This window comes from Flavobacterium sp. 316 (assembly GCF_000967805.1).
Taxonomy (GTDB): Bacteria; Bacteroidota; Bacteroidia; order Flavobacteriales; family Flavobacteriaceae; genus Flavobacterium; species Flavobacterium sediminilitoris.
In genome coordinates this window covers 127,624-140,374 of record NZ_JYGZ01000003.1, presented here as the reverse complement: position 1 = coordinate 140,374, position 12,751 = coordinate 127,624, and the positions used below count along the sequence as shown (strand labels likewise).

12 protein-coding genes are annotated in these 12,751 nt (G+C 29.0%); 10 read left to right on the top strand and 2 right to left on the bottom strand.

Annotation, left to right across the window (positions count from 1 at the left end; translation table 11 throughout):
* Positions 1 to 3 precede the first annotated feature (3 nt).
* The gene (locus SY27_RS06945; protein ID WP_045968589.1) at positions 4 to 501 is read right to left on the bottom strand and encodes a GNAT family N-acetyltransferase; all 498 of its coding nucleotides are present in this window, start codon (positions 499 to 501) and stop codon (positions 4 to 6) included.
* 104 nt (positions 502 to 605) lie between these two features.
* Here SY27_RS06945 and menD point away from each other — a divergent pair, with 104 nt between their 5' ends.
* The 6 genes from menD (at position 606) to SY27_RS06915 (ending at position 5,788) form a co-directional block, all read left to right on the top strand.
* Positions 606 to 2,273, top strand: a complete 1,668-nt coding sequence (menD, locus tag SY27_RS06940) for a 2-succinyl-5-enolpyruvyl-6-hydroxy-3-cyclohexene-1-carboxylic-acid synthase (RefSeq protein ID WP_235270925.1) — start codon at positions 606 to 608, stop codon at positions 2,271 to 2,273.
* Positions 2,274 to 2,351: 78 nt separating this feature from the next.
* On the top strand, positions 2,352 to 2,693 hold the full coding sequence (locus SY27_RS06935; protein ID WP_045968587.1) for a DUF2853 family protein: 342 nt from the start codon (positions 2,352 to 2,354) through the stop codon (positions 2,691 to 2,693).
* A 113-nt stretch (positions 2,694 to 2,806) separates the two neighbouring features.
* Positions 2,807 to 3,664, top strand: coding sequence for a carboxylating nicotinate-nucleotide diphosphorylase (gene nadC / locus SY27_RS06930; protein WP_045968585.1), 858 nt, complete (start codon positions 2,807 to 2,809; stop codon positions 3,662 to 3,664).
* On the top strand, positions 3,664 to 4,590 hold the full coding sequence (locus SY27_RS06925) for a YihY/virulence factor BrkB family protein (protein ID WP_045968583.1): 927 nt from the start codon (positions 3,664 to 3,666) through the stop codon (positions 4,588 to 4,590). Before nadC ends, SY27_RS06925 begins: the two co-directional genes overlap by 1 nt.
* 25 nt (positions 4,591 to 4,615) lie before the next feature.
* The gene (locus tag SY27_RS06920; protein WP_045968581.1) at positions 4,616 to 5,179 is read left to right on the top strand and encodes a chalcone isomerase family protein; all 564 of its coding nucleotides are present in this window, start codon (positions 4,616 to 4,618) and stop codon (positions 5,177 to 5,179) included.
* Positions 5,180 to 5,221: 42 nt separating this feature from the next.
* Positions 5,222 to 5,788, top strand: coding sequence for a chalcone isomerase family protein (locus tag SY27_RS06915; RefSeq protein WP_045968579.1), 567 nt, complete (start codon positions 5,222 to 5,224; stop codon positions 5,786 to 5,788).
* A 51-nt stretch (positions 5,789 to 5,839) separates the two neighbouring features.
* Here SY27_RS06915 and SY27_RS06910 read toward each other — a convergent pair whose 3' ends face one another.
* On the bottom strand, positions 5,840 to 6,712 hold the full coding sequence (locus SY27_RS06910; RefSeq protein ID WP_045968577.1) for an alpha/beta hydrolase: 873 nt from the start codon (positions 6,710 to 6,712) through the stop codon (positions 5,840 to 5,842).
* Between the two features lie 125 nt (positions 6,713 to 6,837).
* On the opposite strand from SY27_RS06910, the gene SY27_RS06905 reads away from it, so the two are divergent.
* The 4 genes from SY27_RS06905 to lon all read left to right on the top strand — a co-directional run bounded on the left by SY27_RS06905 (position 6,838) and on the right by lon (position 12,688).
* The gene (locus tag SY27_RS06905; RefSeq protein ID WP_045968575.1) at positions 6,838 to 7,656 is read left to right on the top strand and encodes a M48 family metallopeptidase; all 819 of its coding nucleotides are present in this window, start codon (positions 6,838 to 6,840) and stop codon (positions 7,654 to 7,656) included.
* A 60-nt stretch (positions 7,657 to 7,716) separates the two neighbouring features.
* On the top strand, positions 7,717 to 9,006 hold the full coding sequence (locus tag SY27_RS06900; RefSeq protein ID WP_045969281.1) for an MFS transporter: 1,290 nt from the start codon (positions 7,717 to 7,719) through the stop codon (positions 9,004 to 9,006).
* Positions 9,007 to 9,048: 42 nt separating this feature from the next.
* A complete protein-coding gene (locus SY27_RS06895) occupies positions 9,049 to 10,032 on the top strand; it encodes a DUF6252 family protein (RefSeq protein ID WP_152640719.1) in 984 nt (327 codons plus the stop codon).
* 199 nt (positions 10,033 to 10,231) lie between these two features.
* Complete coding sequence (lon, locus tag SY27_RS06890) at positions 10,232 to 12,688, top strand: endopeptidase La (RefSeq protein WP_045968571.1); 2,457 nt, start codon at positions 10,232 to 10,234, stop codon at positions 12,686 to 12,688.
* The last annotated feature ends 63 nt before the right edge of the window (positions 12,689 to 12,751 follow it).

Sequence of the window (12,751 nt, the reverse complement as noted above, 5' to 3'; positions counted from 1 at the left end):
CAGCTAGTCTAAAAATAATTGCATTATTATTGAATTAAGCCATTTGTTAAATTTATACCCAGATTCTTTAATATTACCAACTATTTTGAAACCAAATTTTTCGTGAAAATTTATACTGTTTTGGTTTTCGGAATCAATAACTCCAATCATAGTATGGAGTTTTTGATTTTTGGCTAAACGAATAAGTTCAGATAACAAAAGATTACCAATTCCTTTTCCATGATATCTGTTTGAAACGTAGATAGAATGTTCAACGGTAAATTTATATGCTTCTCTAAAACGAAATTCACTATAATAACCAAAACCAATAACTTCATTATCAATTTCGGCGACTATAATGGGAAATTTTTTTTCTAATTTGTCTTCAAAAATCGCAATTTGCTGCTCTAGTGTTCTAACATCATAATCATATAAGGAAGTAGAATGTAAAATATTATAGTTTATAATGTCTAAAATTGATTGACAGTCGGAAATAGAGTAAGCACGTAAATTGACTCTCATTATGTAATAATTTATTTTAAGTAAAAGTATTAAAAACCTTTTCAACTTTATAACTTTGTATTTGAAATTCTTTGTTCACTTTTTTGAACTCTTAAAATATAACCTTGATAGAACAAAATAAATACCCAAAAATACCTTTAGCTCAAAGCTTAATAGAAATTTGTAAAGCCAAAGGATTAAAACATATTGTTATTTCTCCTGGTTCTAGAAATGCACCTTTAACTATTGGTTTTGTAAATAATTCTTTTTTTAAATGTTACAGTATTGTAGATGAAAGATGTGCAGCTTTTTTTGCGTTAGGTATGGCACAACAATTAAAAGAACCAGTAGCTGTGGTATGTACTTCTGGATCAGCAGTTTTAAATTATTATCCAGCAGTAGCGGAAGCATTCTACAGTCAAATACCATTAGTAATAATTAGTGCAGACAGACCTCAAGAGAAAATTGATATAGGAGATGGTCAAACAATTCGTCAAGAAAATGTTTTTGCTAATCATATACTAAATAGTGCTAATTTAACTGAATTAGCTTCAAGAGATAATGATGTTGCTATTCAATACGCGTTACATTTAGCAAAAAATAAAAAAGGTCCTGTACATATAAATATACCATTTGAAGAACCTCTGTATGGGATAATTTCAGAAGTTAGTGTGAATCCAGAATGGGTTGATTTTGATGAGGAAGATGAGAATTTTGTTTTAGGCCAAGAATATATTCAAAAGTGGAATACTAGTGAGAAGAAACTGATTCTTATTGGTGAAAGTAAACCAAACGCAATAGAACAGTCTGTTTTAGAAAGTTTAGCTAATGATAGTTCTGTAATTGTAATGACAGAAAAAACGTCAAATTTACATCATGAGCGTTTCATTTCTAATATTGATACTATAATTACACCTTTTAGTGAAGAAGAGTTTGAGTATTTTAAACCAGATATTTTATTAACTTTTGGAGGAATGGTTGTTTCAAAACGAATAAAAGCATTTCTTAGAAAGTATAAACCTAATGAACATTGGCATGTAGATGAACTAAGAGCTTATGATACTTATGGATGTCTTACTAAGCATTTTAAAACTGATATTGAAGGCTTTTTGAAGCAAATAACCGTAAAAAGAAATAGTTTAGAAGGGTTTTATCAAGCTAAAATGTCTCAAATTGTAAAAGATAGAATGTCAAAATCAGAAATTTATTTAAAAGATATTCCTTTTTCTGATTTTAAAGCTTTTGAAATTATAACTAAAAAACTACCAAAGGATATTCAATTACAAGTAAGTAATAGTTCTGCAATTCGTTATTTGCAACTTTTGAATGTAGATAGATTAGTAACAGTTTATTGTAATAGAGGCACAAGTGGAATTGATGGGAGTACTTCAACAGCAATTGGAGCGGCATTAGCTAGTGAAAAACAAACTATTTTAATAACGGGCGATGTTAGTTTTTTTTACGATAGTAATGCACTTTGGAATCAATATATTCCAAATAATTTTAAAATAATTTTGATTAACAATAGTGGAGGAGGGATTTTTAGAATTTTACCAGGCCATCAAGAAGAAAACACATTTAATACTTTTTTTGAAACCTCTCATAATCTAAAAGCAAATCATTTAGCAAAGATGTTTAATTTTAATTATGAAATTGCTGATAATTCAATAGATTTAGAAATAAAGTTAGAAACGTTTTTAAAATTAGATAATAGACCATCTTTGTTAGAAATAAGTACTCCTGAGAAATTAAATGACAAAATTTTATTGGAATATTTTAAAAAGTTAAAATAAAATTATAATTTTATAAGGATATAATACGTTTTATATAAAATAAAGCGATTGGTCTTAACATTTAAAAACAACATGATTATGAGTAAAAGAGACGAACTGATTACAAAGTACGCAGCAGATTTAAAAGACAAATGCGGTGTAACTGCCGATATGGATTTATTAACTAAAGTAACTATTGGCTGCGGTCCATCAATTTACAATGCTGACTCTTCAACAGTATCAGGTACTGATGAAAAAGAATTAGCAACAGTAAAAAATAATTTTTTAATTAAAAAGTTAGGACTAAAAGATGGTCCAGAACTAGATACTGCAATTGCGGCTGTAATTGATCAATATGGTAAATCGAATAAAAATAAATATAGAGCTGTTTTTTATTATTTATTGACAAAGCATTTTAAAAAAGAATCTGTTTATAAATAGGAATCATTTTATACTAGAATCCCGCATAAGCGGGATTTTTTTATGCTTTTTTTTAAAACAATTGAGTTTGTTAGTTTGAATTCATAACTTAGCAATTAAATTACAAAAATAAGATGATTTCAGAAGCACAATTTCAAAACGAATTAGAGTTGATAATAGAGAATGCACTACGTGAAGACATAGGAGATGGTGACCATAGTTCTTTAGCATGTATTCCTAAAGAAGCACGTGGAAAAGCAAAGTTATTAGTAAAAGATGAAGGAGTAATTGCAGGTGTTGAATTTGCAAAAATGGTTTTCTCACATGTAGAAAAAGATATGATTGTTGAAACATTCATTAATGATGGAGAAAGTGTAAAATATGGAGATGTAGTATTTAATGTTTTCGGAAGTTCTCAAGCTATCTTAAAAGCAGAAAGATTGGTTTTAAATGCTATGCAAAGAATGAGTGCAATAGCAACTAAAACAAAATATTTTGTAGATTTATTAGAAGGAACTCCAACAAAAATTTTAGATACTAGAAAAACAACTCCAGGTATTAGAGCTCTTGAAAAATGGGCAGTAAAAATAGGAGGAGGAGAAAATCATCGTTTTGCTTTGTATGATATGATAATGCTTAAAGATAATCACATTGATTTTGCAGGAGGAATAACAAACGCAATCAATAAAACAAAGAAATATCTTCAAGAAAGTAATAGAGATTTGAAAATAATTGTTGAAGCAAGAGATATAGATGAAGTAAAAGAAATATTAACTTGTGAAGGTGTTTATAGAATTTTATTAGATAATTTTACTTATGATATGACTAAAGAAGCAGTTCGTATGATAGGAGATAAATGTTTAACAGAATCTTCTGGAAATATTAATGAAAAGACTATTCGACAATATGCAGAATGTGGAGTTAATTATATTTCTTCAGGAGCTTTAACACACTCTGTTTATAATATGGATTTAAGCTTAAAAGCAATCTAATGTCTGAATTGATTGAAAATAAGCTTAATAAAATTCCTTTAGTGAAACAATTAGTTGGTTTTGCTAAAAGTATAAGTTTGTCATCTTTGCAAGGGTTGACCCTGTATGATATTATTGAACTCTATTTTTTAGGAATTTTAAGAGGTGCATTTTCAAATAGAGCAAGTGCAGTTGCATTTAGTTTCTTTATGGCATTATTCCCTTTTGCTTTATTTATACTGAATTTAATTCCGTATATACCTATTGATAATTTTCAAGATGATTTTTTGTTTTTTGTAGAAAAGGGAGTACCTCCAAACACATACGAAGCAATAGAACTTATCCTGAAAGATATAATGAGTACTAGTTATAAAAGCTTATTGTCTTCGGGGTTTATTTTATCTATTTTTTTAATGACAAATGGAGTTAATGCTATATTAGGAGGTTTTGAAATGTCAACACATATAACCATAACAAGAGGTTTTTTTAAGCAATATTTTATAGCTTTAGCAATATCAATAGCTTTATCTTTAATCTTAATTGTTACGGTGGCATCAATAGTTGTTTTTGAAGTAATAATTCAAAAAATTAACTTTCAAGGACTTATAAGTAGTGATGTCTACTTAATTGAATGGGGTAGGTATCTGTTTGTTATTTTAATGATTTTAATTACAGTTTCTATTCTATATAAATTTGGAGCAAAAGAAACTCAAAATATATCATTTATAAGTTATGGAGCGGTTTTTACAACGTTATTAATTATTTTAACATCTTACATTTTTGGTATATATGTAGAAAAGTTTGCAAGGTATAATGAATTGTATGGTTCTATAGGTACACTACTTGTATTGATGTTTTATATTTGGATTAATTGTATGATTCTTTTACTTGGTTTTGAATTAAACGCTACAATTAATAAATTAAAAAGAAAAAATTTATATATTTAACAAAAAATTAATACAATTATAAATTATGAGAAAACTTTACTTACTATTAATGTTTTTGATATTACCTATAACTTTTTGTTTTGCTCAAGAGAAAGTCTCAGGAGTAAGTATTTATGAAACCCTTTCGTTTGGAGGTAACAAACTTGTTTTAAATGGAGCTGGAGTTAAGGAAAAAATGTGGATTGATTTGTATGTAGTATCATTGTATTTGCCTAAAAAAAGTACAAATGCAGATGAAATTATAAACAGTGATGATGCATCTATTATTAAAATGAATGTAGTTTCAAGTATGGTTTCTTCTGAAAAAATGATTGAATTGTTAGATGAAGGTTTTTTGAATGCTACAAATGGAAATTTGTCAGCTATAAAGCCAAAAGTCGATAAATTTAAATCTTTTTTTAAAGATGAAATTAAAGAACGAGATGAGTTCATGATTGTGTATAATCCAAAATCAGGAGTTACGGTTTTTAAAAATGGGATAAAAAAAGGAACTATTGATGGTAAGGATTTTAAAAAAGCATTATTTGGAGTGTGGTTATGTATTAAACCGGCTGATGAAAAATTAAAAAGAGCAATGTTGGATAGTTAATATTAATTTATTACTTTTATAAGATTGAATAAAGAAAAAACTATGAAAAAACAATTTTTTACATTTTTAATGGTGGCTATTTTAACATCATTTTCGATTAATGCACAAAAAACAGTTTCAGGAGTTAAATTAGATAACTCATTGACTGTTGAAGGTCGTAACTTAACATTGAATGGAGCAGGAGTTAGAGAGAAGTTTTGGATAGATCTTTACGTAGGATCTTTATATCTTCCTAAAAAAAGTACAAATGCAAATGAAATTATGAATAGTACAGATGCAGCTGTGATAAAATTGGATATTGTTTCTGGAATGATTACTTCAGAAAAAATGATTAATGCCGTTAATGAAGGTTTTGAAAACTCTACAGGAGGAAATACAGCACCACTTAAATCAAAAATTGATAAATTTAAATCTTTTTTTAAAGATAAATTTAATAAAGGAGATTCATTTACAATTGCAAATCTACCAGAAGTTGGGATTGTAGTTTATAAAAATGGTACAAAAAAAGGGACTATTGAAGGGCAAGATTTTAAAAAAGCGCTGTTTGGAATCTGGTTGTCAGATAAGCCAGCAGATAAAAAATTAAAATCGAGTATGTTAGGGAAATAAACTTCCAATAAATAAAAGTAAAAAGCACTTCTATAGAAGTGCTTTTTACTTTTATTTATTGTTCTCTTCAATTAAGAAGTTTTCAATTTCATTTATCACATTCTTATCTCCTAATATTTTTCGATGTCCTAAGTTGGTAGTCAGTATTAACTTACTATTTTTTATGTGCTTTTCTATGTTTTCTGAAGCAGTATATGGCACATCTTCATCATATTTATCGTGAATAATAAGAGTTGGAATGTGAACATCTTTTGCAGCTATATAAGCAGAGAAGCTTTCCATTGGTATTTGTAGGTCTTTCTCAAAAGATTCTCTCATTTTTACTGCAATTATTGGTTTTAAATTTAACTTAGATACAAAATCAAATAATATGTCATTAACACTATCTCCACTTCCTATTATTACAGCTTTTTTTACTTGTAAACCTTTCTTTATTGCATTTAAAATAGACATACTTCCAAGAGAATGACCTATTGCAAATTCAAATGGGCCAAATTTCTTTTCTAATTCTAAGATGCTTTCAATAAACTCTATCATTAATGATGATTTCCCTGATGATTTCCCATGAGCTGGTGCATCAAAACTTATTGTTGAAAATCCTAATTCTAATAATCGATCTGCAATTTTTACAAGTTGAGTTCCTCTTCCAGACCATCCGTGAACAAGAAGGATTTTTTTAGGACTATTACCATAATGGTATACCATAATTTTTTTATCTATTGATGGGATATGAAATAATTCTTGTTTAGAATTATTATCCATTTCAAATTCTCTTTTTGGAATTTTATATTTTATAGGTTTTGTAAAGAGTTTTTTAGCAAATTTAACAGTAAAAGTGTGTGAGATTCTCTGTAATGAACCTGCTAAAAATAAAATTGATGATGGAATTGAATTACTTGAAATATTTTTTCGTCTTTTTGACATTTTTTTAATTGCGAAATTACTATTTATAAAAAAGATTAATTATTAATATTATCTTAAAAATATTTTTTGGGCTAATATTTGATATGATTTTTTAAATGTATTAACTTTGTATAAAATAGAATGTGATGAATAATAAAATAAAAATTGTTTTAGTATTGTTTTTTGGGCTAGTATTATCGTGCGCAAAAAATCCATTTACAGGAGAACGAACTATGGCATTTGTACCAAATAGTCAAATTTTTCCATCTGCTTTTCAACAATATGGACAATTTCTGTCTGAAAATAAGGTTGTCAAAGGAACAACTGATGCAAAGAGGATTGAAAATATAGGAATGAAGATAAAGACAGCTGCAGAAAGATGGCTAAATGCAAATGGAAAATCAGATTATTTAGAAGGGTATGCTTGGGAGTATAATTTGGTAGAAAGTAAAGAATTAAATGCATGGTGTATGCCTGGAGGAAAAATTGTTTTTTATACAGGAATATTGCCAGTCTGTAAAGATGATGCAGGAATTGCGTCCGTAATGGGACATGAAGTTGCTCATGCATTAGCAAATCACGGACAACAAAGAATGAGTGCAGGCTTATTACAACAATTAGGAGCTGCTGGAGCACAAGTTGCAGTAGGGAACAAAGATCCTCAGACTCAAGCGTTAGTTATGCAAGCTTATGGAGTTGGTTCTCAAGTAGGAGGTATGTTACCATTTAGTAGAAAACATGAAAGTGAAGCAGATATGATTGGCTTAACTTTAATGGCAATTGCAGGATATGATCCTGTTAATGCTGTAAAAGTATGGGAAAGAATGTCTGCATTGTCTTCAGGTTCTGCTCCACCAGAAATATTAAGTACACACCCAAGTAATGAAACAAGAATTAGAGAAATAACATCTTTAATTCCGCAAGCAAAAGCAGAAGCGGCAAAGTTTGGGGTTACTTTTAAATAATTTAAATATAATATGTATATTCGAAGTCCTGCAAAGCAGGACTTTTTTAATTTATTATTTATGACTAAAACATTACAAAAAGGAAGTAAGAAATTGCTAAATTCTTGGGCATTTTATGATTGGGCTAATTCGGTATATTCATTAGTGATTTCATCATCAATTTTTCCATTGTATTTCGGATTTATATTTCCTAAAGATGGTCCAGATTTAGAATTCTTAGGAATGCTGTTTAAGCCTACTTCTTTAATAAGTTATGTAACGGCTTTTGCTTTTTTAACAGTTGCTATATTGTCTCCATTACTTTCAGGTATTGCGGATTATGTAGGTAATAAAAAGCGTTTTATGCAATTTTTTTGTTATTTAGGAGCGTTTTCATGTATTGGATTATATTGGTTTTCTGAAGAGAATATTTACTTTGGAGTTGTCTGTTTTTATTTTGGATTAATAGGTTTTTGGGGAAGTTTAGTGTACTATAATTCATACCTGCCTGATATTGCTTATAAAGAACAACAAGATAGTTTAAGTGCTAAAGGATATTCATTAGGATATATAGGAAGTGTTTTGTTGTTGTTAATTTGTTTGTATTTAGTGTTAGGGAAAGAAGGAGGAGAGGCATTAGATGCAATGCGATTGTCTTTTGTTCTTACAGGGATTTGGTGGTTATTGTTTAGTCAATACACTTTTTATTACTTGCCAAAAGGAAATCATTCAAAACAAAAAGTTACTAGAGAAATTTTATTTAATGGATTTAAAGAATTAAAAAAAGTTCAAAAACAATTGTTTCACAATATCCGATTAGAAAGATATTTAGTCGCTTTTTTTGTTTACAGCATGGCAGTACAAACAGTAATGCTTGTAGCTACATATTTTGGAGAACAAGAGATAAACTGGGCAACAGATAGTGAGAAAACAACAGGATTGATAATAAGTATTTTAGTTATTCAATTGGTAGCAGTTGCAGGAGCATATATGACATCTAAATTAGCTGCTAAGTTTGGAAATATAAAAACACTTTTGTTTATTAATATTATTTGGGCAATAATATGTGTTTTTGCGTTTTTTGTAACTGAACCTATACATTTTTATATTACTGCTGCTTTTGTAGGAATAGTAATGGGGGGAATTCAGTCATTATCACGATCAACTTATTCAAAATTTTTACCAGAAACAGAGGATACAGCTTCTTATTTTAGTTTTTATGATGTAGCTGAAAAAATAGGAATTGTTATTGGAATGGGGATATTCGCAACAATAGATCAAATATCTGGGTCAATGAGAAATGCTATTGTGTTTTTAACATTATTTTTTATTATAGGGGTCTTTTTGCTTTTAAGAGTGCCTAAAAAATAAAATATTATGTTATTTTTGAAAAAATTATTAAAATTAACCTTGATGAAAAAAATAAATTTACTTTTTGCTTTTACTGTATTAGCAACTCTTTTTACATTAAATTCTTGTAATATAGAACCATTAGATCCAGCTTTGTCAAATCAAATTGATAATGGAAATGGAGGAGAAGATAATGGAGATGGAGGAAATAATTCTGGGGCTAGTGTTTTTAAAGTTGATTTTGATGGACAAACATGGAATAATGCTTCAACTATACAAGCGATAGTGAATTCAGATTACATATCTATTTCAGCAATGAAGAGTGATGGAAGTTTTTTTCAAATAACAATTCCTCAAGGAACTGTAGGAACTTATAATTGGGCTACGGCAACATCTATAACTTCTCTTGGGTTAGTTTATTCTGCTGGAAGTGGTCAAGTGCCATATGTTAGTCTGAGTAATTCTGATGCAACAAATCAAGGTTTTACAAATTATGCGGATACAGCTGAATTAGTTATTACTTCAATTAATACGACTACAAATATAATAACAGGAACTTTTAAGTTTACTGGTGTAAGGTATGATAGTACATTGACACAAACGCAGACAAAAGGTTTTACAAATGGTCAATTCTCAGTTCCTTTTACTGAAAACAATACTTCACCTTCAACAAATAGTTTTTTTTGTAAGTTAGATGGTTCAGATTTTATTCCTACAAATGTTGATGGTATACAATTTAATAATTCTATAACAATAATTGGTAGAAGAGGAAATATAGAAAATATTTCTTTGAGCTTAGTAGGAGGAATGACTCCAGGTACATACGATTTAGAGGATTTGCCTTTAGGTACCAATAATATAGGATTGTATAATCAAGATGCTTCTGGAATGAATTCATTTGGTGCTAATCCTGGTACGGTAACGATTACTACTCATGATGTTGGAGCAAAACATATAGTTGGTACATTTCAGTTTACTGGAACTAGTCTTACTAGTGCTACAAGTCATAGTATCTCTCAAGGAGCTTTTGATGTTTATTATCAGTAAGAAAATCATAAAAAGAAAACCGAAATCCCGAATTTATACTTCGGGATTTTTTTTATGGCATAAATCTTGATTTCATATATAGCTTATAAATAATGAATTCTTTTATTAGTATTGATTTTCAGTCATTTAATAGTGGTTTTGAAAGAATATATAAGCCTAGTTTTAATATAATTAATGACAAAATGACCCTTTTATAGTTATGCCAAATCAAAAAATAATAACACTTGACAACTTGTCACTTCAAGAAATAAATAGTGATGCTGAATTAATTCCTTTATTGACACCTGAAGATGAAGAGGAAATGAATAATGAAGTGTTGCCAAATGATCTACCAATACTTTCCTTGAGAAATACAGTTTTGTTTCCTGGAGTTGTAATTCCTATTACAGCAGGAAGAGATAAATCAATTAAATTGATTAATGATGCTAATGCTGGAGGAAAAGTAATTGGTGTAGTAGCACAAAAAGATGAGAATGTAGAAGAACCTACTCCAAATGATGTACATCATATAGGAACAGTAGCTCGTATAATTAGAGTCTTAAAAATGCCTGATGGAAATACAACAGTAATTCTTCAAGGTAAAAAAAGATTTGAAATTGATGCATTTACTCAAGAAGAACCTTATTTAAAAGCAAGAATAAAAGAAGTAAGCGAGGTTCGTCCAGAAAGTAATGATGCTGAATTTAATACAATAGTTGAATCAATAAAAGATTTGGCTATTCAAATTATTAGAGAAAGCCCAAATATTCCTACAGAAGCTACTTTTGCAATTAAAAATATAGAAAGTAATCCGTTTTTAATCAATTTTGTTTCTTCAAACATGAATTTGTCTGTTACTGAAAAACAAGATTTACTTTCTATTAATAATTTGAAAGAAAGAGCATTGGAAACGCTACGTTTTATGAATTTAGAGTTGCAAAAGCTCGAATTAAAAAATGATATACAATCTAAAGTTCGTTTTGATTTAGATCAACAGCAAAGAGAATATTTTCTGCATCAACAAATGAAAACTATCCAAGAAGAATTAGGAGGAGTTTCTTATGAGGCAGAAATTGAAGAAATGCGTGAAAAAGCAAAATCAAAAAAATGGAATGAAGACGTAGCAAAACATTTTGAAAAAGAAGTGTCAAAATTGCAACGATCTAATCCTAATTCACCAGATTTTGGAATACAAAGAAATTATCTAGAGTTGTTTTTAGATTTACCATGGAATGAATATTCAAAGGATAATTTCGATTTAAAAAGAGCGCAAAAAATATTAGATAGGGATCATTTTGGTTTAGAAGATGTTAAAGAGCGAATTATTGAACACTTAGCTGTTTTAAAACTTCGAAACGATATGAAATCCCCTATTTTATGTTTATATGGTCCTCCAGGAGTTGGTAAAACATCTATTGGGAAATCAGTAGCAGAGGCATTGGGTAGAGAATATGTTCGTATTTCTTTAGGAGGAATGAGAGATGAAGCAGAAATTCGCGGACATAGGAAAACATATATTGGTGCAATGCCAGGACGTATTATTCAAAGTATTAAGAAAGCAAAAACATCAAATCCTGTATTTGTTTTAGATGAAATCGATAAATTGTCAAGTAGTTTTAATGGAGATCCATCTTCTGCATTGTTAGAAGTTTTAGATCCAGAACAAAACTCGGAGTTTCATGATAATTTCCTTGAAATAGGTTATGACTTATCTAAAATAATGTTTATCGCTACTTCAAATAGTTTGTCAACCATTCAACCTGCACTTAAGGATAGAATGGAAATTATAAACATGTCGGGTTATACAATTGAAGAAAAAGTGGAAATTGCTAAAAAACATTTACTGCCTAAGCAATTAAAAGAGCATGGATTAACAACCGATGATTTGCAAATAGGGAAAAAACAATTAGAGAAAATTGTTGTAGGTTATACGCGTGAATCAGGTGTTCGTGGTTTAGATAAAAAAATAGCGCAAATGGTTCGTAATGCTGCAAAATCAATTGCAATGGAAGAACCTTATAATAAAGTATTAACGGATGAAGATATAATTGAGGTGTTAAAATCACCAAGATTAGAAAGAGATAAATACGAGAATAATGATACAGCAGGTGTTGTTACAGGTTTGGCTTGGACTTCAGTAGGAGGTGATATTTTATTTATAGAATCTACTATTTCAAAAGGGAAAGGAGCTATGACTATGACAGGGAATTTGGGAACTGTAATGAAAGAATCAGTTACGATTGCGTTAGAGTATATAAAATCTAACAATGAATTATTAGGAATATCAAATGAAATATTAACAGGGAATAATATTCATATTCACGTTCCAGAAGGAGCTACTCCAAAAGATGGACCAAGTGCAGGAATTGCAATGTTGACTTCTATGGTTTCTACTTTTACGCAAAAAAAAGTGAAGAAAAATTTAGCCATGACTGGAGAAATCACATTAAGGGGAAAAGTATTACCTGTTGGTGGAATTAAAGAAAAAATATTAGCAGCAAAAAGAGCTAATATTAAAGAAATTATTCTATGTCATGAAAACAAGCGTGATATTGATGAAATAAAACCTGAATATTTAAAGGGATTAACATTTCATTATGTTGATAAAATGAGTGAAGTGCTTAATATTGCAATAATAAATCAAAAAGTAAAGAGTGCTAAAAAATTAGATAATTAAGTTTTTTTGAGTTGATAATCTTTGTTTTTTAACATTTAACTAGAAATATATGGTTAACTTTGG